This is a genomic window from Yoonia ponticola, assembly GCF_014199395.1.
In the GTDB taxonomy this organism is placed as follows: Bacteria; Pseudomonadota; Alphaproteobacteria; order Rhodobacterales; family Rhodobacteraceae; genus Yoonia; species Yoonia ponticola.
The window spans coordinates 414803-439129 of record NZ_JACIJM010000001.1 but is presented as its reverse complement, the minus strand read 5'-3'; the positions used below and the strand labels follow the sequence as shown (position 1 = coordinate 439129).

22 protein-coding genes are annotated in these 24327 nt (G+C 54.0%); 6 read left to right on the top strand and 16 right to left on the bottom strand.

The window, feature by feature from the left end; genetic code table 11:
• Positions 1-175 precede the first annotated feature (175 nt).
• Both FHS72_RS02205 and FHS72_RS02200 read left to right on the top strand, forming a co-directional pair.
• A complete protein-coding gene (locus FHS72_RS02205) occupies positions 176-1135 on the top strand; it encodes an NADPH:quinone oxidoreductase family protein (protein ID WP_183524861.1) in 960 nt (319 codons plus the stop codon).
• 184 nt (positions 1136-1319) lie between these two features.
• Positions 1320-2057: a Bax inhibitor-1/YccA family protein gene (locus tag FHS72_RS02200; RefSeq protein WP_183524859.1), complete on the top strand. Its 738-nt coding sequence runs from the start codon at positions 1320-1322 to the stop codon at positions 2055-2057.
• Between the two features lie 39 nt (positions 2058-2096).
• Here the strand turns inward: FHS72_RS02200 and FHS72_RS02195 are convergent, their stop codons facing one another.
• From FHS72_RS02195 to FHS72_RS02160, 8 genes are all read right to left on the bottom strand, one after another.
• Positions 2097-2600 carry a gluconokinase gene (locus FHS72_RS02195; protein WP_221235310.1) on the bottom strand — a complete coding sequence of 168 codons (504 nt, stop codon included), beginning with the start codon at positions 2598-2600 and terminating at the stop codon, positions 2097-2099.
• The gene (locus FHS72_RS02190) at positions 2600-3367 is read right to left on the bottom strand and encodes an SDR family oxidoreductase (protein ID WP_183524857.1); all 768 of its coding nucleotides are present in this window, start codon (positions 3365-3367) and stop codon (positions 2600-2602) included. The genes FHS72_RS02195 and FHS72_RS02190 overlap by 1 nt, the downstream gene beginning before the upstream one ends.
• Positions 3368-3397: 30 nt before the next feature.
• The gene (locus tag FHS72_RS02185; protein ID WP_183524855.1) at positions 3398-4585 is read right to left on the bottom strand and encodes an AGE family epimerase/isomerase; all 1188 of its coding nucleotides are present in this window, start codon (positions 4583-4585) and stop codon (positions 3398-3400) included.
• Positions 4586-4595: 10 nt separating this feature from the next.
• On the bottom strand, positions 4596-5906 hold the full coding sequence (locus tag FHS72_RS02180) for a TRAP transporter large permease (RefSeq protein WP_183524853.1): 1311 nt from the start codon (positions 5904-5906) through the stop codon (positions 4596-4598).
• Entirely contained in the window at positions 5903-6397 is a 495-nt protein-coding gene (locus FHS72_RS02175; protein ID WP_183524850.1) for a TRAP transporter small permease, read from the bottom strand. The genes FHS72_RS02180 and FHS72_RS02175 overlap by 4 nt, the downstream gene beginning before the upstream one ends.
• 75 nt (positions 6398-6472) lie before the next feature.
• The gene (locus FHS72_RS02170; RefSeq protein ID WP_343042632.1) at positions 6473-7465 is read right to left on the bottom strand and encodes a TRAP transporter substrate-binding protein; all 993 of its coding nucleotides are present in this window, start codon (positions 7463-7465) and stop codon (positions 6473-6475) included.
• Between the two features lie 149 nt (positions 7466-7614).
• Positions 7615-8841 carry a D-mannonate dehydratase ManD gene (manD, locus tag FHS72_RS02165; protein ID WP_183524847.1) on the bottom strand — a complete coding sequence of 409 codons (1227 nt, stop codon included), beginning with the start codon at positions 8839-8841 and terminating at the stop codon, positions 7615-7617.
• A complete protein-coding gene (locus FHS72_RS02160) occupies positions 8838-9989 on the bottom strand; it encodes a Gfo/Idh/MocA family protein (RefSeq protein ID WP_183524844.1) in 1152 nt (383 codons plus the stop codon). Before FHS72_RS02160 ends, manD begins: the two co-directional genes overlap by 4 nt.
• Positions 9990-10204: 215 nt before the next feature.
• Here FHS72_RS02160 and FHS72_RS02155 point away from each other — a divergent pair, with 215 nt between their 5' ends.
• From FHS72_RS02155 to FHS72_RS02145, 3 genes are all read left to right on the top strand, one after another.
• Positions 10205-12667: a heavy metal translocating P-type ATPase gene (locus FHS72_RS02155; protein WP_183524842.1), complete on the top strand. Its 2463-nt coding sequence runs from the start codon at positions 10205-10207 to the stop codon at positions 12665-12667.
• A gap of 8 nt (positions 12668-12675) precedes the next feature.
• On the top strand, positions 12676-13074 hold the full coding sequence (cueR, locus tag FHS72_RS02150; RefSeq protein ID WP_183524839.1) for a Cu(I)-responsive transcriptional regulator: 399 nt from the start codon (positions 12676-12678) through the stop codon (positions 13072-13074).
• A gap of 149 nt (positions 13075-13223) precedes the next feature.
• Positions 13224-16019, top strand: a complete 2796-nt coding sequence (locus FHS72_RS02145; protein WP_183524837.1) for an AMP-binding protein — start codon at positions 13224-13226, stop codon at positions 16017-16019.
• A gap of 8 nt (positions 16020-16027) precedes the next feature.
• Here FHS72_RS02145 and FHS72_RS02140 read toward each other — a convergent pair whose 3' ends face one another.
• From FHS72_RS02140 to FHS72_RS02125, 4 genes are all read right to left on the bottom strand, one after another.
• The gene (locus FHS72_RS02140; protein ID WP_183524834.1) at positions 16028-16792 is read right to left on the bottom strand and encodes an SDR family NAD(P)-dependent oxidoreductase; all 765 of its coding nucleotides are present in this window, start codon (positions 16790-16792) and stop codon (positions 16028-16030) included.
• A gap of 94 nt (positions 16793-16886) precedes the next feature.
• Positions 16887-17930 (bottom strand): succinylglutamate desuccinylase/aspartoacylase family protein, encoded by a 1044-nt coding sequence (locus FHS72_RS02135; protein ID WP_183524831.1) that lies wholly within the window; start codon positions 17928-17930, stop codon positions 16887-16889.
• On the bottom strand, positions 17930-18835 hold the full coding sequence (gene rimK, locus FHS72_RS02130) for a 30S ribosomal protein S6--L-glutamate ligase (RefSeq protein ID WP_183524827.1): 906 nt from the start codon (positions 18833-18835) through the stop codon (positions 17930-17932). The genes FHS72_RS02135 and rimK overlap by 1 nt, the downstream gene beginning before the upstream one ends.
• On the bottom strand, positions 18832-19341 hold the full coding sequence (locus FHS72_RS02125) for an ATP-dependent zinc protease family protein (RefSeq protein ID WP_183524824.1): 510 nt from the start codon (positions 19339-19341) through the stop codon (positions 18832-18834). The genes rimK and FHS72_RS02125 overlap by 4 nt, the downstream gene beginning before the upstream one ends.
• Before the next feature lie 105 nt (positions 19342-19446).
• On the opposite strand from FHS72_RS02125, the gene FHS72_RS02120 reads away from it, so the two are divergent.
• Positions 19447-19731, top strand: a complete 285-nt coding sequence (locus tag FHS72_RS02120) for a hypothetical protein (RefSeq protein WP_183524820.1) — start codon at positions 19447-19449, stop codon at positions 19729-19731.
• A 3-nt stretch (positions 19732-19734) separates the two neighbouring features.
• Here FHS72_RS02120 and FHS72_RS02115 read toward each other — a convergent pair whose 3' ends face one another.
• The 4 genes from FHS72_RS02115 to FHS72_RS02100 form a co-directional block, all read right to left on the bottom strand.
• Positions 19735-20976, bottom strand: a complete 1242-nt coding sequence (locus tag FHS72_RS02115) for an NAD(P)/FAD-dependent oxidoreductase (protein ID WP_183524818.1) — start codon at positions 20974-20976, stop codon at positions 19735-19737.
• Positions 20977-21091: 115 nt separating this feature from the next.
• The gene (locus FHS72_RS02110; RefSeq protein WP_183524815.1) at positions 21092-21823 is read right to left on the bottom strand and encodes a proteasome-type protease; all 732 of its coding nucleotides are present in this window, start codon (positions 21821-21823) and stop codon (positions 21092-21094) included.
• A gap of 102 nt (positions 21824-21925) precedes the next feature.
• A complete protein-coding gene (locus FHS72_RS02105; RefSeq protein WP_183524812.1) occupies positions 21926-22897 on the bottom strand; it encodes an alpha-E domain-containing protein in 972 nt (323 codons plus the stop codon).
• Positions 22890-24308, bottom strand: coding sequence for a circularly permuted type 2 ATP-grasp protein (locus tag FHS72_RS02100; RefSeq protein ID WP_183524809.1), 1419 nt, complete (start codon positions 24306-24308; stop codon positions 22890-22892). The genes FHS72_RS02105 and FHS72_RS02100 overlap by 8 nt, the downstream gene beginning before the upstream one ends.
• Positions 24309-24327 lie beyond the last annotated feature (19 nt).

Genomic DNA, 24327 nt, shown 5'->3' with positions numbered 1-24327 from the left:
TTATCCCGCTAAACACGCAACGGTTGCAGCACAGGACCTGACCTTAAGGACAGGTTCAAGATCGATTCAGCATCATTTCGGGCGCATTTAATGTCGCCTAGGTGATGCTTCACCTTCTGAGCTACCGGATATAGGTTAACATGATCTTTAGAAAAACCACGATGGATTCTCTTATATGCGCGCATTTCATGTCATCGATTTCGAAACGCCCCCTACCCTGATCAACGTTCCAGTTCCTGTACCCGCTGCGGGAGAGCTGCTGTTGGATATCGCGGCATGCGGGTTAAACTTTGCGGATTTATTGATGGCAAAGGGCACGTATCAAGAAACGCCATCACTGCCTTTCACCTTAGGCATGGAAGTTTGCGGCACCGTAATTGCACACGGTGAAGGTGTGACGACCCCGCCCATCGGCACCCGTGTGGCGGTCTTTGGCGGCTCTGGCGGATTGGCGGAAAAAGGCGTATTTCCGGCCGCATTATGTCGTGAAGTCCCTGAAAACATGGAATCATCGGTCGCGGCTGGCTTTATGGTCGCCTACGGAACATCACATTTAGCACTCACCCGACGCGCGAATCTGCAATCAGGCGAAACGCTGTTGGTCTTGGGCGCTGCTGGTGGCGTTGGCCTGACTGCCGTTGAAATTGGCAAGGCATTGGGTGCAAAAGTTATCGCCGTTGCGCGAGGTGCTGAAAAACTGGCCATCGCCAAAACTGCGGGCGCAGATCACGTGATCGACAGCGACACGCAAGACGTCAAAACAGAGGTGAAAGCGCTCGGTGGGGCCGATGTCATTTACGACCCTGTTGGAGGTGATTTGTTTAACGCGGCGTTGCGAACCTGCAATCGAGAAGCCCGCGTCGTCACCATCGGTTTCGCAAGCGGAGAAGTCCCGCAAATCCCCGCGAACATCATTTTGGTCAAAAACATTACCGTGATCGGATTCTACTGGGGCGGGTATTTGAGCTTTAATGCAGAGGCTCTTCTTACCAGCATGTCAGATCTTTTCGATTTATATTCCGACGGAAAACTAAAGCCACATGTGAGCCACGTTTTGCCGCTAGAACAATCCGAAGAGGCGCTAGATTTACTCCGCACACGCAAATCAACGGGCAAAGTCGTCGTGACCCCGTAGCTGCAAAAATGACGGCTAATACATACAATTTTAGGGCTTTGTTTACCATGGTGCGGCTTTCCGGCGCAGTTCGCCTATAATAGCGCGAATCCGGCGACTTACCCCTTGAATTACGCGGGTTCCCTGCCAATATTGCTACTAAGACGCCGCACTTGGCGTCCGCAGTTTATTTTTGGAGGTATCCATGGCTGAATATCAAACAATCCAGACGGCGGGCGGGGTCCGCACGGCGGCGATTGACGAAGGGCTCCGTGCCCACATGAATAAAGTCTACAGCACTATGTCTGTAGGCATGTTGGTCACTTTCGCAGTGGCATGGGCTATCGGCTCTAGCCCCGCTTTGTTGAGCATTTTCCGCGACCCTAACACGTTGCAGCCAAACATTCTTGGCTGGATCGCGATGTTCGCCCCGCTTGGTATGGTGTTTGCATTTGGTGCAGCGATCAATAAATTGTCCGCCGCTGGCGCGCAGTTGTTCTTCTACGCCTTCGCAGCGGTCATGGGTCTGTCCATCTCTTGGATTTTCGCAGCCTTCACGGGCATGTCCATCGCGCAAGTGTTCTTGATCACCTCGATCTCGTTCGCAGGTCTGTCCCTCTGGGGCTACACCACGAAAAAAGACATCTCTGCATGGGGTAGCTTCCTCATCATGGGTGTTATCGGCCTGATCGTCGCGTCCATCGCAAACCTGTGGTTCCAATCTGGCGCGATCCAGTTTGCGGTTTCCATCCTCGGTGTGTTGATTTTCGCGGGCCTCACAGCCTACGACACGCAGAAGATCAAGACTGACTATATCGCTCACGCTGCAAACAGCGACCAAGAATGGTTGGCAAAGTCTGCAATTATGGGTGCATTGAACCTGTACCTCGACTTTATCAACATGTTCATGTTCTTGCTGCAATTGCTGGGCAACCGCGAATAAAAGCGGCTGAACATTCACGATATTTAGCCCCGCTAGAGTTCACTTTGGCGGGGCTTTTTGTATCCGATTTGCCAGTAATTCCGAGATGATATCGCTAGGTGTTTGATCGATATCTACGGTAATTGCATCCTCATCGACTTGCGGCAATTCCAGTGTGGCGAACTGACTGTCCAAAAGAGCGGACGGCATAAAGTGCCCTTCGCGTTCCGACATACGCTTAGCGATCACCGCTTTGTCCCCGTGCAAATGCATGAACATCACAGGCCCACCAGCGTTCTGTCGAATCATGTCGCGATAGGCGCGTTTCAACGCAGAACAGCCGATCACGACATCGCCGTTATGTGCGGCGAGGGTCTGCCCGACGTCATGTAACCAAGGCGCCCGATCTTCGTCAGTTAGGGGCGTTCCCGCTGCCATTTTTGCGATATTACTCGCGGGGTGCAGGTCGTCGCCGTCAATAAAAATGCCATCAATCGCATCAGCAAACCCTGCCCCAATTGCCGATTTACCGCATCCGGACACGCCCATTACAACATACTTCATCACAGCGACGCCGTGATGCCGCCATCCACGTACAGGCAATGCCCGTTCACAAATGTCGACGCAGCAGAGCTTAGGAAAATACACGCCCCGACGAGTTCCTCGACGTTGCCCCACCGCCCTGCTGGTGTGCGTTTCGCGAGCCATGTGCTGAATTCAGGGTCCGCGACGAGGGCCGCGTTGAGTGGTGTGTCAAAGTAGCCCGGTGCAAGTGCGTTGCAGTTCAAACCATACTGTGCCCAGTCGGTCGCCATGCCTTTGGTCAGGTTCGCGACCGCGCCCTTGGTCGCGGTGTAGGGCGCGATGCCGGGGCGAGCGAGCGCCGTTTGCACCGAGGCGATGTTGACGATTTTGCCCGCTTTGCGTTTAATCATATGCTTCGCGCAGGCTTGGCCAACATGAAAGACCGACGCGATATTGGTCTGTAACAACCGTTCAAAGGCGTCAGCGGGGAAATCTTCAAGCGCGGTGCGGTGTTGCATGCCAGCATTGTTCACCAGGATATCGATTGAACCCGTTGTTGTCTCGAAACCATCGACAGCAGCTTTGACAGCTGCGTGATCGGTCACATCGAATGGCAGCCCATCGACACTGCCCCCTGCCTCGCGCAGTTTCACCGCCGCTTGCTCAAGCTTTCCAACATCGCGACCATTCAAAACAATAGCGGCACCTGCGGCAGCCAAACCTTTGGCCAAGGCAAATCCGATTCCCTGCGACGATCCGGTGATTAAGGCCCGCTTGCCAGTCAGGTCAAAGAGTGAGGTGCTCATGCGGGAATCCTTTGCGTCGTTTTGTTTGGCTCAAGTGCTGTCATGGCGTGGAATATCGGGCCAGAGCCCTGCGCGCGCGCCTTCGGTCATGGCGAGAACAACGTGGTACATCAGGCGCGTCAATGCCTCGGGCCAGATCGTTGTGCCGGAAGGGTCGAGTTGGTTGATATAGGTGGGCCGATCTTTGAACCAGTGTTCGAACATCAGACACAGCAAAGCGCATGCACGCTCCCCCACATGTGGATCGCCAGCCGTGTGACGCAGAGCAAGCGCCTTGATTGCTTCGGTTTGGGGCCAAAGCAGGAAACTATGTTCATGGATCGCGCCATTGCTGAGGACAGCATCCAACGCAGCCCCAGCGAGTGGACCGTCATGTGCAAATCCATGTGTGTCGGCAAAGGCGAGCAATTGTTTCGCAGGTAACTCTAGGTCCGGACTGTCGGCCAGATCTGCTTCTTCCAGAAGCAACCACGCCCATTCGCATTGGTGTCCGGTTTCGCGCCGCAACCCGTCGTTGGCTGGCAATGGTTTTAAGTCAGGGGTCAAAAACTCGGCAATACTACCGCTCTCTTGATCCATAAAATACTGCAAACCGATGCGCCGCAATTCAGCCGCGCGGTCCAGCCAAAGCGGCTCCCGGGTCATGCGGTAGGCCTGTAGGCAGGCTTCGTATAGGTGCATATGCGGGTTTTGGGCTGGATTAGTGTTGGCCCCGATATCGTCATTCAGCAATAATCCGGTGTCCGGATCGGTAAGGTGCGTTTGCAAAGCGGTCCAGCATTCCTCGATCAGCTTGACCGTATCGCTGGACGGCGCGATCTTGTTCAACGTCACGAGGCTTAGGATCACAAAGGTCTGATCGTAGCTGCGTGCCGCCTCATGCACGGCGTCGCCGGTTGGGCTTCCGTCACGATTTGCAGCAGTTCGGTACAGACCGGGTGCCTTGCGATAGCGGTCAAGGAACGCGGCCTGTGTGTTTGCAGCCGCAATCAACGCAGGAACTTGCGACAACAACGCGGCGTGCGACACCGTAAATAGCGTTCGCGCTTGGGCGAGGACGGATTTGGTTGCGGCCACGTCTGGCGCGCCATTTTCGTCCAACGCATCAAACACTCCAGCATCGCCGTCGCGGACCTGCGATAGCCAATGCCCGAAATACTCAGCCCAGAACCATTTCGCCCAGACCTGAGCATCACGACGCGACGTATCTGTCATCATTACGAAGACCTTAATTGACGGCTTCGGGCATCCATTGGCGCGGAAGCCAAAGCGAGATTTCAGGGAACAGGATGATCAGCAACAAGATCGCCAACATCGGTAGCAAGATGATGACCACTTCGCGCATGACCTGCACAACGTTCATTCCGCCGATTGAGGCTGATATAAGCAAACATAATCCGTATGGCGGCGTCACAAGCCCGAATGCGAGCGACACAATCCCGATGATTGCAAAGACAACAGGGTGAATGTCTGCGGCGGTTGCAACTGGCAACAACACAGTGCCGAGGATGATGATTGTCGGGATCGCGTCGATGAACAGTCCGAAGAATAAAAACAGACCAGCGATCACAAGAGCCGTGCCAAAGGCACCGAACTGCCATGCGGTCATCGTATCGACAACCAATTGCGGGACGTGGTAAAATGCGAGCAGCCAGCCAAATGCGGACGCCGATCCGATTGCAAAAAGCGAAATCGAGGCAAAACGTCCGGTGTCGTAAAAGATGTGACCTAGGTCTTTGACCGTCACGGTCCGGTAGACGAACATCCCTAAGATCAAGGAATAACCAGCCGCGATGATCGCGCTCTCCGTGGGCGTCACGATGCCACCGACGATCCCGCCGATCACGAGAATGGGCGTGAGCATCGCCAAGAACGCGCCTTTGAAAGCGGTGACAATCTCGGCAAAGGTCGGGCGGCCAATGATCGGATAATTATAGACTTTGGCGTAGCCGTACACCGTCGCCATCAGCGCCAGCCCGATCATGATGCCCGGAATAGCACCGGCTAAAAACAACGCCCCGACAGATGTTTGCATGACGCCGCCCCAGACGATCATCAGGATAGACGGCGGAATAATGACGCCCATCACCGACGAACAAGCTGTGATCGCGATGGCAAAGCGGCGGTCGTAGCCTTCTTTAATCATCGCGGGGATCAGGATTTTACCGCATCCCGCAGCATCTGCCGTGGATGATCCGGATATGCCCGCGAACAGCATAGAAACCGCAACGTTCACATGGCCTAAACCGCCCGGCATCCAACCAGTTAAGACCTTTGCAAGGTCGATCAGCTTGTCGGTGACTTTGCCAGAGTTCATCAGGTTTGCGGCCAGTAAAAAGAACGGCACGGCTAACAGGATGAACGAGTTATAGGACTGGAACATGCGGTCCAAAACGATGAACGGCGTCAAGCGCAGTTCCAACACGACAATCGGAACCGTTGCGATCGCCAGTGAAAATGCGACAGGTACGCGCATGGCGACCAGAAGTAGAAAACCGCCAACAAGGATGGCGCAGGCAAGCCCGGTGGAAATGATCATGCCAGTGCTTTCTTTGAATTTTTATAAGTCTCGAAGGCTTCGTACAGGCGGTAGCCCGTGAAGATCGTCCAAACGACGCCCGTGATCGGGACCGAAATGTATGTGATCAACATGTTCGCCCGCATCATCACAGAATTCTGGATGTAGCCAAATTCAGCATATTCAATGCCGTACCATGCGAAAATCAGTGCAAAAGCAAAGGTCATCAGCAGTACAAAGCCGTCTTGGAGCAATTTCAACAAAGGGTGCTTTGCATCGGGGATCACGCGCACATCAAAATGTGTCCCGTCCCAAACAGCGACCATCGCGCCGATCATCACGGCCCAGACAAAGATGAATGTCGCCAGTTCTTCAGTCCACAAATAGACCGGAATGAAACCTGTATACCGCGCGAGCACCTGCATCCCCACGGGAATGGCGAGCGCTGCAATAAGTAGTCCCAGCAAAACCCGCAGGCCGTTGCAAAAGCTGTCTAATATACGTCCGATCATGACGGGGGCCCGTTCAATAAATAAAAGGCTACCGGCGCACATCGCACGCCGGTAGCAAAGACATATAGGTGGCGATTACTTGTTGCGGATCGCTTGCAGCAGTTCAGTCGCGCCGAGTTCTTCAGCGTAAGCGTCTTGCACAGGTACAACCATTTCGAGCAGCGCGTCGCGGCCTTCGAATTCCTGCACAACGATCTGACCAGCATCGAGCATTTGCTGCATTTTCTCACCGTCTTGCGTGCTTTCCAAGTCGCGACCGTAAGCACCAGCTTCGGCACCAGCTTCCAAGACGACCGCTTTTAGATCGTCAGGCAATGCGCTGAATGTGCTTTCGGACATCACCAATGGGCGCACAGTGATCGCGTGTTTGGTGAGCGTGATGTTCGGCGCAACTTCGTAGAACTTGAGATTTTGGATAGACGCCGCTTCGTTTTCAAAGCCGCCGATCACGCCAGTCTGGATCGCGTTATAGACTTCGTTATAGGCAATCGCGGATGGTGTCGCTTTGATCGCCGCGAAGATTTGCGCCTGAATAGGTGCACCCATCACGCGCATTTTGTGGCCAGTCAGCTCGTCCATGCTGGTAATTGGATCAGCAGAGGCAAGGTTACGAACACCGCCGCCGGCATATCCAATCACGCGGATGTTTGCCTTTTCCAATAGCTCCGCTTCTAGCGGCGCCATGACGTCGCTGGACAGCACTGTGTTCCAGTGATCGAGGTCACGGAATAAAAATGGCATATCCATCAATGGGATAGACGGCGCAAAGGTCGCCATGTTCGACGGTGCCATGACCGCATAATCAATCGCCACACCTTGTTGCAAGAACGTGACGAAATCGCTTTCGTCGCCAAGTTCGCCGTTCAAGCTCATGTCGAATGTGACGTCGCCATCGTATTTATCGGCTACAAGCCTTTCAAATTCGCGCAATGTTTTTGTGTAGGCATGTTCTTCGTCAAACATGCTGGCCCCACGCAGGGCAGTTTCAGCCGCAGCAGATGTCGCCACAAAAGCGGCTGCGGATACGGCACCAATGGCCAAGAATTTTATTGATTTGAAATTAAACACAAGTTTCCTCCCAGAACTTTATCGTCTGCAAGCTGCAAAACGATCATGTTGAAGACTAGTAGACCAGATTCCTGAATCCTTGTAAATACTCCGCGTTGCCCCAACGTCGTGTTAGCGCTCTTGGGCTGGCTATCCCGCGAGAAACGCGGTTAATAATCCCACATTGTCCCGTCTTCGAGCCGCACGATTGGGTGGCTGCCCGCCTTGAAATGATAGCGTTCGGCTTCGCTTTCGTCGAAATCAACGCCCAGCCCTGCCCCATCGCTGACCTGAAACATGCCGTTTTGCAGCTTGTGATCGGAGGGAAATAGCGCGTCGCATTCCGGCGTGCCCAGAACAAGATATTCCTGAATACCAAAGTTCGGCGCCCAAGCATTCAGATGCGCCTGCGCCGCCATGCTAATCGGCGAATGGCTGGGCGCGCCATGAAATCCGGTACGCACGTTATGCAGACCTGCAAGATCAACGATCCGTTTTACGTGCGTGATCCCGCCCGCATAGGTCACACTGACGCGGATAAAGTCGATAAGGTTCTGTTCTATCAGCTTGTTACAGTCCCAAACCGAGTTAAAGACTTCGCCGATGGCCACAGGCACGGTCGAATGTTGGCGCAACATTTTCAGCGCGTCTTGGTCTTCGGCGGGGGTCGGATCTTCAAGCCAGTATAACCCGACAGGTTCAACCGATTTCGCAAAAGCAGCCGCCTCGCGCGGGGTCAGTCTATGGTGCACATCGTGCAGGATTTTCAGGTCTGGTCCAAAATGATCGCGAATGTCCATCAGCGCATCGGGCATGTAACGCATGTATCGGTCTGTATCCCAAATCTCGACTTTGGGCTTTATGCCGCTGAAATCAGTAATGTAATTTGCCACATCGCCCTTGGTTTCGGCCACACCGTAACCCGCAGTTGGCATCCCCGGAATGCCGCATTGCACGCGCACAGCCTTGTAGCCTTGGTCGATATAATAGCGGATCGAATCCTTCAGATCGCTCAGGTCAGACCCTGTTGCATGCGCGTAAACCAGTGCGCCATCACGGCTTTTGCCACCAAAAAGCTGATAAAGCGGCATGTTCGCCAATTTGCCTTTAATGTCCCAAAGCGCCATATCAATCGCGGCAAATGCCGCCATCGCAATCGGCCCGCGCCGGAAATAGGCCCCGCGATAGAAAAACTGCCAAATGTCTTCGCTATTGCGGGGGTCCATGCCAATCAGATTGGGGATTAAATAGTCGTTCAGATAGGCCGCCGGGAGCGTTTCGCGATTATTCAGCGTCGCATCACCCAGCCCGTACACACCTTGATCGGTCATAATCTTGAGCGTGACGTAGTTCTTGCCGGGGCCACCGACGAATACTTTTGCGCCAGTGATCTTCATTTGCGCAACCTTCCGATTGAAGGCACGTCAGTCCAGCAGTCCGATGACCGGATCAGGTCAATAATTTGTTGGTACTGACTGCCCTCGGCAAAGGTCGGATAGGGCGCCACGGTTTCCCCGTTGATGTCTTTTACAAACTCACGCACGAGGTAGTGCCAGCATTGCTCCGTCTCGCCCTGCACATCTGGATTCGCGTCAATGATATCTTGCGGCAGCGGTAAATCGGTCCATTTCTGATCTGCGCCGAAATGCGATAACTGGCCGGAACCATAATGCCCCTTGAGATAGATCGCGCCTGTGGTCCCGTAGAAAACGATGTGGTCATCGGCGAAGCGCGGCACCAGACCGCCATGTTTGAACAACACCGAAACGGGTTTTGCGGTGACGTTGCTTTGGAAGTGCGCAAGCACGGTATACGACCATTCCACGTCGCTGCGGCCCCATTTCAACGCCGGATCGCTCAGGTCTTTGGGAATAAAATCACGGCGCGTCATGAAGTTATGCACACCCTCAACAATAGGCGCGCGGCCCATATCATCGCGCACATCGCCCACAACTTTTCGAATTTCACCACCGATCACGGATGACACGATAGACAACGAATGGGTGAAGTTGTTGTTCAACCGCCCCCCGCCAGCGGCCTTGCTGTGCGACCAACCAAAGGGGATATTCCGATCAAGGTTAAAGTGCGAAATGCTTTCGACCTCAGTCGGCTCGCCAATCGCGCCCTCAGACACGAGCCGCTTTGCGTGGAGCACGCTGGGCGAATAGCGAAAGCTGGCGGCATAGGCCGTTTTGACACCTTTTTGCTGGGCAAGCTGGTACAATTCAATCGCCGTTTCGCCGCTATGGGTCATCGGTTTGTCGCAGAAAACGTGGCAGCCAAACGCAATGGCCTGCTTGATCGGCGCGACATGCGCTCCGCCTGGCGTGGCAATTGTCACTATATCCGGCTGACACACCTCTAATGCGGCCTGCCAATCGGTGCCTGCGTAGGGGATGTTCATTTTCGCGGCCACATCGCGCACAACCGTGTCAGTGCGCCCCACCATACCTACGACCTCGGCCCCTGCCCCACGAAATGCGTCGGCGTGACCTTGCCCTGCGAAACCGGTTCCAGCGATCAGAACTTTCAATTTACGGTCCATTTTTCGACACCTTCCACACTGCACTCAACTATGTGATCGCGAAAGGCATCAGGCCGAGTCGAACAACCACAAATCTAGCATACTAGAAGCCACGCCGCCCTGTCATCACTCGTTTTAAAGTTGTGTAGATAAATCAGGGAAAGCCCTTGACCCTCCAGTGACTGGAATCCCTATGTGGAAGGTAACAACAACTTAATCCATGCCGAGGTGACGTAATGACGACCCAAACTACGCTGACATTTAGCGTGAATGCGATGAATTGCGCGTCCTGCGTTGGTCGTGTCGAAAAGGCATTACAGGCCGTGGATGGTGTGTCGGATGCGCGGGTTAACTTCGCGTCCGAGACGGCGACATTACACGTTGATCAGGATTTCACCGCTGATCACGCCACCGCGGCTTTGGATGTCGCGGGCTATCCCGCGGCTGTGCAGTCCTATCGGTTTGGTCTCGAAAACATGTCATGTGCGTCTTGTGTTGGTCGCGTCGAGAAGACCGTTTTGGCATTGCCCGCAGTGGTATCTGTGGCGGTAAACCTTGCCAAAGAAAACATGGTTGTTCAGGTGCTTGGCACGTCGTTGCGAGCGTCGGATATTGCGCAAACCGCTACTGCCGCAGGTTATCCAGCGACGCTGATTCCCGATGAAGGTGGGGCTGCTCCTGCCAGCGATAAGAAAGCCGAAGAGGCTGCTCACCTCAAGCAAATGACATTGGTTGCTCTGCTGCTGACCCTGCCCGTCTTTATTGCGGAAATGGGCGGACATATGATCCCTGCCGTCCACGACTGGATCATGAATACAGTCGGGATGCGGACCAGTTGGACGATCCAATTTGTCCTGACGACAATCGTGATGGTGTGGCCCGGTCGCCAATTCTACATCAAAGGACTGCCCGCGCTGTTCAAAGCGGCCCCTGACATGAATTCGCTGGTGGCCCTTGGGTCCGGAGCGGCATGGGTTTTCTCTTGCGTTGCGCTGTTTGCACCGTCGCTGCTGCCGGATGGCACGCGGGTTGTGTACTTTGAAGCGGCGGCGGTCATTGTCACGTTGATTTTGCTGGGCCGCTACCTGGAGGCGCGTGCAAAGGGTCGCACGGGCGACGCGATCCGCAAATTGGTTAACCTCAGCCCCAAGACCGCCCAAGTTTACCGCGACGGTGAGTTGATCGCGCTGGACGTCGACAAAATTGTCGCTGATGATCTGTTGCTCGTCCGTCCCGGCGATAAAATTGCGGTCGATGGGGTTGTGACCAAAGGCACGTCCTACGTCGACGAGAGCATGATCACGGGCGAACCAATCCCCGTTGAGAAATCCTCCGATGCGACGGTTGTCGGCGGGACGGTGAACGGCAACGGGGCGTTGACTATCCGCGCTACAAAAGTTGGCCGCGACACGATGCTGGCGCAGATCATCCGTATGGTTGAAGACGCGCAAGGCGCGAAACTTCCGATCCAAGACGTGGTTAACCGGATCACGCTATGGTTCGTGCCAGCTGTCCTTGTGATTGCCCTTGTGACAGTGGTTGCGTGGCTTGTGTTCGGCCCTGATCCCGCGCTGAGCTTTGCCATGATTGCTGGTGTCGCGGTTCTGATTATCGCCTGCCCCTGCGCGATGGGCTTAGCCACGCCGACGTCGATCATGGTCGGGACAGGCCGCGCTGCTGAATTGGGCGTGTTGTTCCGGCGCGGCGAAGCGTTGCAAACATTGAGCAGCGTGCAGACGGTTGCCTTGGACAAAACCGGCACTTTGACCGAAGGTCGTCCAGAGTTAACAGACCTGACAGTCAGCACCGGATTCGATCAGGCCGACGTCCTCCGCCTCGTTGCATCTGTCGAAGTCATGTCGGAACACCCCATCGCCAAAGCGATTGTGCGCCGTGCCGAGCAGGATGGTTTACAACTCGTCGAGGTCGATCAGTTCACGGCGGAAACGGGATTTGGCGTCAGCGCCACAGTTTCTGATCGCACGATTTTGATTGGTGCAGATCGATTAATGACCCGCGAAGGTATCGCATTGGATGCCTTCAGCGACTTACGCGATGACCTTGCGAAACAAGGCAAAACACCGCTATTTACCGCAATCGACGGACAACTCGCGGCTGTGATTGCGGTGTCTGATCCGATCAAGCAGAGCACGGGTGCCGCCATCGCCGCGCTACATCAGCTTGGCCTGAAAGTCGCGATGATCACTGGCGATAACCAAGGCACTGCAGATGCAATCGCAGCACAACTCGGTATCGACACCGTCGTCGCCGAAGTCCTGCCCGAAGGCAAAGTCACTGCAATTGAAGCCCTGCAATCTAACGGCCAAAAGGTCGCTTTTGTCGGCGACGGGATCAATGACGCCCCCGCACTTGCCCGCGCAGATGTCGGCGTCGCGATCGGTACGGGAACCGATGTGGCGATTGAAGCCGCTGACGTCGTACTGATGTCGGGCGAACTGAATGGCGTGGTGAATGCGTTGCACGTCAGCCAGATGACCATGCGCAATATCCGGCAAAACCTGTTCTGGGCTTTTGGCTATAACGCTTTGTTAATCCCTGTGGCGGCGGGCGTGTTCTATCCGTTGTTCGGGCTGCTTCTGTCGCCAGCGCTTGCTGCGGGTGCTATGGCATTGTCGAGCGTCTTTGTCGTCACAAACGCGTTGCGGTTGCGCTGGATCAAACCGCAGATGAGCGTATAGGAGACGACATGAACATCGGTGACGCATCAAAGCAGTCAAATCTGCCGCCCAAAACCATCCGCTATTATGAAGACATTGGATTGATCAAACCTTTGCGTGACGCCAATGGCTACCGCAGTTTCCGCGATCGCGACATCCACAAACTGGTGTTTCTCGCGCGATCTCGGGCACTTGGCTTTACGATTGAAGATTGCCGGAATTTACTGGCGCTTTGGGATGATCAAACGCGTGCCAGTGCTGACGTGCGCGCCATCGCAAAGGACCACCTGTCCCAAATCGAAAACAAGATCACGGACCTGCAAGCGATCCATAGCACCCTGTCCCAGTTGGTGCACGATTGCGCCGGAGATCATCGCCCCGATTGTCCGATTTTGAAAACCTTGGAAACCTTTCCTAAGACATCCTGACGCGAATGGACCGTCTGACGGCGATCAGATCACCGCGACGGGTTGGGTCGTTTTTGCATTGCCATTTCCAGTGGTATTGGTGATGGAAGGCGTAGCACCTATATGTCGTTAATGTATCGCTAACCGACGCATTCGGAGTACTATTCGCCTTGACCCACTTCGCAACTGACACTGCCTCTGTTCCCAAGCAACTCGCGCAAGCGTTGCGTGAATTTACGGCGCACACCGCGTTTATCGATGCGGATATTGCACTGACATATGGGCAAGTTGGATGCTGCATTGAACGGTTAGAGCAACACTTGCCAACGACAGAATCGGTCGCGATTTTTGGAAAGCCGTCGACGGTGTTTGCCACCGCGACGACCGCTTGTTTGGTCTTGGGCCGCCCGTTTGTGCATCTGGATCCTGCAATGCCAACCGATGTGCTAACTAACATCTTGGCCGAACTCGATATCGACGTGATTTTCCAGTGCCAACCCGCAAAAGACGGCCAGTTGCCCCAAAACAAGACCATCGTGGATGTACTGGATGTGATCGCCAGCCCTGACGATGCACCGTCGGCCCCGATTGAGGCCGCAAATGTCGCCGCTAACGATGCGATCTATATCGTCGCGACCTCTGGCACGACGGGCAAACCAAAGTGCATTCCCGTCACCCAAGAAGCAGCGTTTCTGTCCTACGAATGGCGCGACGCCTACACGCCTTACGATAGCAGCCAGACCATCGGCTCTTATATCTTTGCGATCTGGGAAATGTTCCGGCCTTTGCGCAATGGCGCGCGTATCTGTTTCCCAAGCTTTCAGCAACTTTTAAACCCAAGCGATTTGGCGGCGTTTCTGATCGACTACGATGTCACCGAGATGTTGTTCACGCCGTCCGCGTTGGAGAAGACGCTGCAAGCCTCAACTGTTGCGATGACCAAAGACGTACCGCTGAAACGCATCATTTTGAACGGTGAAGTTGTCAGCGACGCGCTGATCGCGGCCGCCCGCGAAAAATTACCAAACGCGGTGCTGTGGAATCTTTATAGCATCTGTGAAACTCACGACATTGCGATGACAGATGTGTCCGCTGCATCCGGCCGAAATACGGGTGCCGTTGGGATCGCAATGCCGCACCTGCGGGCCGTTGTATTGAACGATCAAGACATCGAATGCGAAGTCGGCGAGCCCGGCTTGTTGCATTTTGAAGGGCCGCGCATGTTGGGGCCCGGCTACGTTAATCGAGCCGAAGAAACTGCGCTGCGGTTTCGTGAAATCACGCTGAACGGACAGGACACGCGGCTCTATGATACAGGCGATCAAGGCTACGTCACACCCGACGGGATGATCCATGTGATGGGCCGCATCGCCCATATGCTCAAGCTGCGCGGGCATAGTATCCAGACCCGCGAGTTGACGGAATCAATGAACGGTCACATGGGTTTTTTGCAGGCCGTACCGTGGATTCAAGACGTCGCAGGCCAAGGCAATGCGCTTGTGTTCTACTATTGCGCCAACGCCGATCAGACCGCCGCAAACCTGTCGCGCTGGGGGCTACATCACGGCGAGAACCGCGTACCTGCGGCATTGGCTAAAGCCTTGCGTGCGGAACTACCCGCCTATTGTATTCCCAGCTATTTCATCGCGTTGGACGAAATTCCGATCAACGCGGTATCTGGCAAATGCGACTTTAAATCCCTGCCGAAAGTTTCCGCAATCGTGGACGACGCACCGTCCGACGCAGACATGCGCCCATCCGTAACCGAAAGCGCCAAGGTGCTCGGCTACCCAGTCACCATGATCGATCCAAGCCTTTCGTTCCACGACCACGGCGGGGATTCCCTGATGGCCGTGAATTTGGTTCTGGCGTTAGAGGATGCCTACAATCGCCGTGTTGATTTTGATTTTGCCTTAAACGTGCCACTGGACCGGTTGCACAACATTTTGACCGAAACTTTCACTGTGTCGCAAGTCGACGGCGACTTTGACCGTCCCGGTGTTTTGATTACAGGTGCAACCGGATTTCTAGGCCAGCACGTGCTGGCAGCTGTTGCGAAAAACTTGCCAGACGATCACGTGATCTACTGCCTAGTCCGCGCGAAACGGCGTGACGCATGGGATCGGATCAGCGAAATCGCGAATGCGCATGGCGTCGATCCACAGCGCATCATCTTGGTGCCCGCGGCATTAGAAGACTCCCGATTTGGCCTGAATAACGCACAATACAAGGCATTTTGTGCCGCGACCCGCAGCGTGATCCACTGCGCCGCGATGGTAAACTTGGCCGTGGACCCGACCACAATGGTCGATTGGTCCAAGGTCGGTATATCCAACATTTTACAGTTCTGTCGGGATGCCGACGCGGACTTGCGGTTCTCGTCCACGTCTGCCGTTTTCCCCGACACGGGCGGTCCCTACCCCGAAGACGCGACAACTCTGTACGACAATTGCGGCGGGTACGGCGCGGCGAAAATTGCGGCGGAACACATGATCGCCACCTCCGGTGTCGCATCTGCGATTGTGCGGTTGCCGTCGCTCTATCAAATCGAGGCACCGAACCCGAACGACATCTATGAAACGATCATGTCGGCCTGCGCCAAGATGGGTGCGATCCCTGAAGACCTAACATTTCGGATGATTGATGTGAGGTGCGCCGCGCAGTTCCTTGCCGACGTCCCCGCAGAGGCCGGTACCCGCTATTTCAATCTTGCGCCGGATCGCTGGATCACTGCCGCCGATCTGCCCCAAAACACGTTGAATGTGCTGACTGTCCAAGACTGGCTGGATCAAGCGCCATTGTCGCCCACAGAACGTGGTTTGATTGCCGCCGACATGCGCGTTCTGCTTGCTGATTCACGTTTTGGCCATGCAGCTGCGGCAGCGGCTTGGGGCGAAATATCGGACTTGTCGTTTGAAGACATAAGCGATCCGGCGGCCCTGTTGGCCCACCGGTTTGGTCACTGAGACCTACACTACCACATCGAACTTGCGTTGACCTGAATGTCTTCCATCGTGATCGCGCGGCCAGCATCGCTGACCAAAAACGCCACAAGATCAGCGATTTCAGCAGGTTGGACCAACGCACCTTGCGGATTTGACGCTTCGTATTTTGCCTGAACCTCGGCGCGACTAGCACCTGTGTCAGCGATCTCCTGATCGACAAACTGCTTGAGCATTTCGGTCTCGACCCACGTCGGGCTAATGCTGGTGCAGGTCACGCCATGCGCCGCACCTTCGAGACTGACACAGCGGCCAAGACCCAAGAGACCCGCTTTTGACGCGCAATAGGCTGCATTATTGATCATGCCGTTATGAGCCGCGACGGAGGCTAGATTGACAATCCGTCCCCATTTCTGCGCTGTCATGCTCGGCAACACGGCGCGGATCATCTTGAACGTGCCGGTCAGATTGGTGTCGATTGTATCATCCCACAGCTTGTCCGAATGGCCAATCACGGCTTCTTCTTCGTAAACGCCAGCGGTGTTCACCAGGATATCAACCCGACCGTGCGCGGTGATGACATTTTGCACAAAACCCGCGACGTTTTCGCTATCACGTACATCCAAGGCAGCCACGTAAATCGGTGCGCCAACATCAGCATGCAGCTTGGCAATAGCCTGCGGATCAGCGCCGCGTCGCGCACCGATACAGACCACAGTCCCCTCTTGATGAAGACGTTTCGCAATGGCGAGACCCATGCCAGAAAGGCCGCCGGTGATGATTGCAACTTTTGTCATGCGCTGATCCGTCCAAATACGTCAAAGGAGTAAATTTCAGGACGGGTATGGCAGAACTGCGGCGGACTTCAACACGATGGGTTGAGACCGGCAGTTAAATGATTTCGTCTTCGTCAAAAAGCGGATCATCCGAGAGGTGGTCGTTCAATTCTTCCATCACGCCTTCGGCCTTTGACATTGATTTGACGCGGGCCAGATGGAACACTGCGTCGCCTTCGTTCACAATCGGCAACACGGCACGACCGATAATAATGCCGTTAAACGGGGCGATGATTTCTTCTTCAACTTCGCCGAACGGATCAGACACAGCGCCCATCACGTCGCCAGTTGCCACAACATCGCCGTCGGCGCGAAACGTCCGTAGCAGGCCGCCAACAGGCGCACGTAACCATTTGCTAGAACTACAATATTGCGGCGTTGCTTTCGGCTTTGCGATCCCTTTGCTATTCACCATGCCAAGGTGCCGCAGCACGCGCAAAATCCCCATCACGCCCGCGCGGATTGACGTCTCGTCAAAGCGTAGACCTTCGCCAGCTTCAAAGAGCAGCACATCTTTACCAAGCTCTTTTGCAGCGCCGCGCAACGATCCGTCCCGCAGCGGCGATTGTAACACGACAGGTGCCCCAAAAATGTCTGCGAGCTGGGCAGTATACTGATTGTCGGGCGAAATCCGCACCTGTGGCAAGTTCGTGCGGTGTATGGCGGCAGAGTGCAGATCAATCCCGAGATCAGATTTTGCGACGACTTCGGTTAGAAAAATATTAGCCAAACGCGACGCAAGCGATCCGCTCGGACTACCCGGAAACATCCGATTTAGGTCGCGCCGATCAGGTAAGTATCTGGAATGGTTTATCAAACCAAAGGCATTCACAACCGGAACCACGATAAGTGTGCCGCGCATCGTTGCAAGGTTTGGGGCACGCAGCAGACGACGAACGATTTCGACGCCGATCACTTCGTCCCCATGTATCCCTGCGCTGACAAAAACGGTTGGCCCTTCCTGCTTACCATGCACGACGTGCACGGACATGCTAACCGGAGTGTGATCCGACAGAACACTGACAGGCAAGCCTAGCGTTTCCCGATTACCAGCCGGGACGCTAAAGCCACCAATTTCGAACGGTGCGCGGCGCGGCATTAACCTTTGCCCTTGGTCTTTGTTTTGCCCGGTACGGCGTTCTTTTCGATGTATTCGATAATTTTACCTGCAACATCGAGACCGGTCGCTTTTTCCACGCCCTCCAAGCCTGGAGAAGAGTTCACTTCCATGACGACTGGGCCGTGGTTTGCACGCAGCATATCTACGCCACAGACGTTCAAGCCCATGGATTTAGCAGCGCGCACAGCGGTTGACCGTTCTTCCGGTGACAGTTTGATCAACTGAGCCGAGCCACCACGGTGCAAGTTCGAGCGGAAATCGCCCTCTGCCCCGGTGCGCTTCATCGCAGCGATCACTTTGCCGCCAACGACGATGGCACGAATGTCTGTGCCGCCTGCTTCTTTGATGAATTCTTGCAGCAAGATGTTCACGCCAGCGCCACGGAATGCCTCGACCACAGAGGTCGCGGACCGTTTTGTGTCCGCCAAAACAACCCCGATGCCCTGCGTACCTTCGAGCAATTTAATCACAACAGGTGCACCGCCCGCCAATTCCAACACTTCGTCGGTTTGCTTGGGATCGTGCGCAAAGGTCGTCACAGGTAGGCCAATGCCGTCCCGCGCCAACAATTGCATGGAGCGCAATTTGTCACGGCTACGTCCAATCGCGACGCTTTCGTTGACGGGATAAACGCCCATCATTTCAAACTGACGCAAAACGGCGAGACCATAGAACGTAATCGATGTGCCAATCCGAGGGATCACCGCGTCAAAACCTTCGAGTTTTTCGCCGTTATAATACATTTCCGGACGACGGGATGCGATGTTCATGTAGCATCGCAGCGTGTTGATGATGTGGAATTCATGCCCGCGTTCTTCAGCGGCTTCCTTAAGACGTTTATGAGAATAAAGTTGGGCGTTTCGCGCCATCATAGCAATTTTCATTCGAAAACCCTTTCTGCCTTCCGGCTTGAATGACCTAAATCTCTGGTCAAGTTTGAGCGACGTGTATGCACCGCAATATTATGTTTTTTCAAAGCGGTACGCCCGATGATCATCGGGAACGTCATGTTGGTCCGATCAGCAAGTGAGACTGAAATCAGCCACGACCGTTCCGTCAATTTCAACCGCGTGCGGATCACAATCCGTTCGTCCGGAATGCCGCTTGTGTTCTTGATCTGGCGACGGTCGTAGATTGGACATTCAGCCCAATGGACAGGTGCATCGTCAGCGATTTGCGTCTGAAACCGCACCCATTCAACACCATTACGATCAAAGACTTCGATGTTTGTCGCGTGCAACGCAGACGTTCGTGCGCCAGTGTCGATTTTCGCCTTGAGCTGCAAGATGTCGAGATCAGGCAGATCCAAATGCTCCATCCAACCAACGACCAGCAGGTCCGCCTTTTGCTTTTTAGGCTTCAATTCCAAATTCATGTCCAAGCCAATCATATCGTTACCACCCTCGCAGCACTCCATCGTAACTTCAAGAATTTCTTATATAGGTAAAATATTTTTGTCTATAGACAAAATTAATGTACACATTAGAGTGGACGCATGGATAAATACGTACAGACAGCCCGCCAGCTAGCCGCACTTTATACAATGTCATTTGGTGGCAAAAATACAGGACGCTACCGTGTCGCAAGCAAGCAAATACGCGAGCTATTAGGAACACGTCGGCTGTATCCTGACGATATTACTGCACTCACACGCTGTCTCTTGGAAGAAGGCTATGTCTTGGTTGATATGGATAGTTTCTTTGTCGTGCTCAGCGCGAATGCTTTCGTGAATTATCGCCGCGTCAACGCCGATGCGCTTAAGAACTTGCCAATAGAATAAGCCCTAACGCACCGCGTATTTTCGTGGATCAAAGGGGGCCAGATCAATGTTTGGCTTTGTCCCGCTGACCAGGTCCGCGATGATGCGCCCTGTTTTCGGACCACCCGTCAGGCCAACGTGTTGATGGCCAAACGCACTGTAGCTTTTTCCGCCTGCATCATTCGCACCGATCAATGGCAAACTGTCCGCAGGCGCAGGGCGATGCCCCATCCATTCGACGATATCGTCGTATTCCAGATCAGGCAGCACTTTGTTCACCTGCCGTTTCAACAGATCGAAAGGCGCACGGCTCGGGCCTTTTTCCAAACCGCCAAATTCGACAACGCCCGCCGCCCGCAAGCGTCCGTCCATCGGTGTAATCACGAACTTACCGCTCGCGACCATCATCGGGGATTTTGGCATCTGCGACGGGTTTGTAAATTCGATATGATAGCCACGTTCGCTTTCTAACGGGACTTTGACGCCGAGTTTATGCGCGATCTTTTTTGACCAAGGACCTAATGCAAAGACGATGCGGTCCGCCGTTAGATCACCGTCTTTGGTTTTCAGTGCCGTGATTGCGCCATCCGTCACATCGATATCGGTGATTTCCTGAATTTGCAGTTTGCCGCCTTGGTCAACGAAATGATCGGCAAGCGCTTGGACATATTTTCCCGGATCAGAGATGCGGCCATGATGCTTGCAGCGCACGACGACCTCAAAAGCATCCCCATAGGTTGGATCATATGCCGCATAGGTTTTGGCATCGACAACATCGTAAACGTAACCAGCGTTTTTGCGTTTCGACCAGCCATAGCTGTCCGCCTCGAAATCCGCCTTTGTCGCGTAGCCAAAGCAGTAGTCTTCGGTCCCGATAAATGCCTTAGCAGGCGTGCCCTTTGCCAAAGCGATGTGTTGATCCGCAGAATCCTGAAGCAATGTCGCCATCGCCAAAGAATAGTAATCAACGTGCTTATCAGTGGTGTATGTCAGGTATTTCGCCAAAAATGGGATCAGTTTGGGCAAATATGACCATTTCAGAAACAACGGCGCGTCTTTGTTCAAGAGCATTCCCGGCGCTTTCCAGATCAGCCCCGGCGTTGTCACCGGCACAATCGCGGCAGCGGCCAGAACACCGGCATTGCCGTGGCTCGTCCCGCTTGCAGGTCCAGCCCGATCCACGATTGTTACATCGTGCCCAGCACGTTGCAGCCAAATCGCGCAAGATACGCCAACGATTCCAGCACCTGCCACGATAATCTGCATCTACTTTTCCCAGCTCGAAACCTGATCAATGAACCTTACGGTCCATGAATTGATCACAGTGTCAGCTAGGATTGGCAAGCAAATAGACCGCACAGATATGCGGCGTTTAGAGTGTCTAAACTGTCAGATGAATCATCTCGTCGAATGCTTTACGTAATGCACCGGACCATTCCTGCGACAACCGCTGAAAATCCGGATCGAATTCTTCGATGCGACGATTTTGCGAAAACACCAACTTGTCTGTTTCCAGCACCGTCAAATCCAACGGCATCCCCACCGAAAGATTAGAGCGCAGCGTCGAATCCATCGACAGAAGCGCCGCAGTGACGCAGACGTTTAACGGCGTATCAGGCGCTATAATCCGGTCCAGAATCGGCTTGCCATACTTATGTTCACCGATCTGGAAATAGGGTGTTTCAGTCGTCGCCTCGATGAAATTGCCTGCCGAGTAGACGTGGAACAAGCGATGCTCGCCGCCACTACGCTGTCCACCAACCAAAATTGAGCTTGCAGTACTTTCGCCGGATTGCGACAGACCTGGGCCATAGCGGTTTTGAACAACTTGCATCGCATCGCCGACCAGTTCGACAATCCGGAACATTGATGGCGCAGACAAAATGGTTTCAAGCCCATTGTCGGGACGATCAATATTTTCCTGCAACAGCGAAATCACCGCCTGAGTAATCGCAAGGTTGCCAGCCGTCATCATCGTGATGCAGCGGTCACCGGGAATTTCCCACGAGAACATCTTTTTGAACTTGGCAATATTATCCATACCCGCGTTCGTGCGCGTGTCAGATAAAAAAACCAAACCTTCGTCCAGTTTGATTGCCACACAATACGTCATCTGTCGATCCATCCAAAAGGTGCACTAAGCGCTGATCTATGAGGCAAGCAGCCATTCCCCGCAAGTTACCGAAGGGCTGGATACGGCAAAATGTTAAATATTTTACAAACTTTCGGACACTTCTTTGGCACCAAAGCCAAAGACATTGGCCGTCTCGATCGCGGTGCCATTCAATTCAACGATAAACTTGGTCAGCCATTCGTGCAGGCCTTCCGCGAAAATGTCGGGAACCGAAAGGTCCATCAACTGTGTATAGTTCGCTCGCAAACGGTGCACCAAGTCCCTGTGTCGGTGATCGTGGTCCGAGGCCAGCGTCAGGATTTCACCGTAAACATGTGATAGTGCAGTGCGCAGTGACCGTGGGCTGTCACTATTCAGCACAAGCAGGTCCACGACACCTTCGGCATCCAGATTACGTCCGTAGATCTGGCGGAATGCCCCCGCAGAATTCGCAGCACGCAGGATTTGCAGCCATTGTAGGTAGTCCAGACCACCACCGACATCGGATACACGCGGCAGTAGGATATGGTACTTGACGTCCAACAGACGCGCGGTGGAATCAGCACGTTCGAACCATTTGCCAAGCTGCACAAACCCGTGACGATCATTGCGCAACATGGTTTCGGTGATTGCCCCGCCAATCAAGATCGTGCGGCTGCGTACTTTGTCCAGAAACTGGGTCAGATGCTTGCGGTCCAAGCCATTCGCGAGGTCTTGCTTCAACTCGGCTTGCGTCTGGTTGATCGCTTCCCACACTTCTGCCGTCAGCGATGTACGCACAGCTTTGGCGTTAAACCGAGCCGCATCGATACATGACACGATCGACGACGGATTGGACGTGTCGCGGATCAAATGTTCGCAAACCGACAACGCATCGGCTGATTTGGGATCACTCGGAAACGTGTCAGACGACCCTGACGCCACTACAATAGACGTCCATTCATTCAACGGAATGCCATCTCGGCGCGGCAGTGAATCCAAACGGCGCCCTGCGTCCAGCAAACGCGCCATGAAATCCATCCGCTCAACATAGCGTGACATCCAAAACAGGCCTTCAGCGGTACGACTAAGCATTGGAATTCCCCTCGGTTAGAACCCACGTATCTTTGACGCCGCCACCTTGGCTAGAGTTCACGATCAGCGACCCCTCTCGCAAGGCAACACGCGACAACCCGCTCGGGATCAACGACGTGGTTTTGCCGGAAATCACATAGGGACGCAGGTCAACGTGCCTTGGCGACATGCCGTCCGTGGTCAAAATTGGCGACGTGGACAAGGCAAGCGTCGGCTGCGCGATGTAATTTCGAGGGTTAGCCGCGAGCTTTAGCGCGAAGTCATCGATCTCTTGTTGTGTCGATGTCGGACCGACAAGCATGCCATAACCGCCCGATCCGTGGACCTCTTTTACCACAAGATCAGCGAGGTTCGCCCGCACGTAAGCGTAGTCTTCTTCGCGTTCACAACAATAGGTCGGCACGTTGGGAATGATTGGTTCTTCATCGAGGTAAAATCGTATCATATCAGGCACATAGGTATAGATCGACTTGTCGTCCGCAATCCCTGTGCCGGGTGCGTTAATAACGGTCACATTGCCAGCCTTCATCGCCCGCATAAGCCCTGCGACGCCCAAAACGCTGTCTTTTTGGAACACTTCGGGGTCGAGGAATTCGTCATCAATCCGGCGATACAAAACGTCGATTTGCTTCGGCCCTTTTGTGGTCCGCATGAACACTTTGTCATCGGCCACAAACAAATCGGACCCTTCGACCAATTCGATCCCCATCAAATCCGCCAAAAAGTAATGCTCGTAGTAAGCAGAGTTGAACTGACCTGGCGTCAACAAGGCAAGCGTCGGCTCGCCTTTGCAATTGACCGGTGCAGATTCTTGCATCGCTGTGGCGAGATGCTCGCCGTATCCATCAACAGGACGGACCAAACCACCTTCGAACAATTCAGGGAAAATCCGCGTCATCACTTCGCGGTTTTGCAGTACATATGAAATGCCTGACGGGGTGCGACAGTTATCTTCGAGCACAAAAAACGTGTCTTCGTCAGTCCGTACGATATCGACGCCGATAATGTGTGACCAAATATCATTTGGCGGACGATACCCGTTCATTTCTTTCAGATATGCCGGATTATTTTCAAGAATTTCAGCAGGCACGATGCCTTCGTTAATAATTTTTCGGTCGCCATAAATGTCAGCGATAAAACAATTCAATGCCTTGGCCCGCTGGACTGATCCCGTCTCCACGATGGACCATTCCGCGTTGTTAAACACGCGCGGCACCATATCAAACGGGATCAAGCGATCTGTGTCATCCCCTTCAGAATAAACAGCAAAAGTGATCCCGATCTTGCGAAAAAGCGCCTCTGCTTCAGCCTGTCGTTCTAAAAGTGCCTCAGGACCATGCTTTCGAAGCCAAGCGTCGATGACAGAATACTCTTTGCGCAAATCAGATTGGCGAAACATCTCGTTATACATTCATAATCCTGTCTCTTGG

What these genes read in the sequence shown, in the direction of transcription:
- FHS72_RS02205 (WP_183524861.1), top strand. Translation starts at nt 176, where the DNA reads ATGCGCGCATTTCATGTCATCGATTTCGAAACGCCCCCTACCCTGATC.
- FHS72_RS02200 (WP_183524859.1), top strand. Translation starts at nt 1,320, where the DNA reads ATGGCTGAATATCAAACAATCCAGACGGCGGGCGGGGTCCGCACGGCG.
- FHS72_RS02195 (WP_221235310.1), bottom strand. Translation starts at nt 2,600, where the DNA reads ATGAAGTATGTTGTAATGGGCGTGTCCGGATGCGGTAAATCGGCAATT.
- FHS72_RS02190 (WP_183524857.1), bottom strand. Translation starts at nt 3,367, where the DNA reads ATGAGCACCTCACTCTTTGACCTGACTGGCAAGCGGGCCTTAATCACC.
- FHS72_RS02185 (WP_183524855.1), bottom strand. Translation starts at nt 4,585, where the DNA reads ATGATGACAGATACGTCGCGTCGTGATGCTCAGGTCTGGGCGAAATGG.
- FHS72_RS02180 (WP_183524853.1), bottom strand. Translation starts at nt 5,906, where the DNA reads ATGATCATTTCCACCGGGCTTGCCTGCGCCATCCTTGTTGGCGGTTTT.
- FHS72_RS02175 (WP_183524850.1), bottom strand. Translation starts at nt 6,397, where the DNA reads ATGATCGGACGTATATTAGACAGCTTTTGCAACGGCCTGCGGGTTTTG.
- manD (WP_183524847.1), bottom strand. Translation starts at nt 8,841, where the DNA reads ATGAAGATCACTGGCGCAAAAGTATTCGTCGGTGGCCCCGGCAAGAAC.
- FHS72_RS02160 (WP_183524844.1), bottom strand. Translation starts at nt 9,989, where the DNA reads ATGGACCGTAAATTGAAAGTTCTGATCGCTGGAACCGGTTTCGCAGGG.
- FHS72_RS02155 (WP_183524842.1), top strand. Translation starts at nt 10,205, where the DNA reads ATGACGACCCAAACTACGCTGACATTTAGCGTGAATGCGATGAATTGC.
- cueR (WP_183524839.1), top strand. Translation starts at nt 12,676, where the DNA reads ATGAACATCGGTGACGCATCAAAGCAGTCAAATCTGCCGCCCAAAACC.
- FHS72_RS02140 (WP_183524834.1), bottom strand. Translation starts at nt 16,792, where the DNA reads ATGACAAAAGTTGCAATCATCACCGGCGGCCTTTCTGGCATGGGTCTC.
- FHS72_RS02135 (WP_183524831.1), bottom strand. Translation starts at nt 17,930, where the DNA reads ATGCCGCGCCGCGCACCGTTCGAAATTGGTGGCTTTAGCGTCCCGGCT.
- rimK (WP_183524827.1), bottom strand. Translation starts at nt 18,835, where the DNA reads ATGAAAATTGCTATGATGGCGCGAAACGCCCAACTTTATTCTCATAAA.
- FHS72_RS02125 (WP_183524824.1), bottom strand. Translation starts at nt 19,341, where the DNA reads ATGATTGGCTTGGACATGAATTTGGAATTGAAGCCTAAAAAGCAAAAG.
- FHS72_RS02120 (WP_183524820.1), top strand. Translation starts at nt 19,447, where the DNA reads ATGGATAAATACGTACAGACAGCCCGCCAGCTAGCCGCACTTTATACA.
- FHS72_RS02115 (WP_183524818.1), bottom strand. Translation starts at nt 20,976, where the DNA reads ATGCAGATTATCGTGGCAGGTGCTGGAATCGTTGGCGTATCTTGCGCG.
- FHS72_RS02110 (WP_183524815.1), bottom strand. Translation starts at nt 21,823, where the DNA reads ATGACGTATTGTGTGGCAATCAAACTGGACGAAGGTTTGGTTTTTTTA.
- FHS72_RS02105 (WP_183524812.1), bottom strand. Translation starts at nt 22,897, where the DNA reads ATGCTTAGTCGTACCGCTGAAGGCCTGTTTTGGATGTCACGCTATGTT.
- FHS72_RS02100 (WP_183524809.1), bottom strand. Translation starts at nt 24,308, where the DNA reads ATGTATAACGAGATGTTTCGCCAATCTGATTTGCGCAAAGAGTATTCT.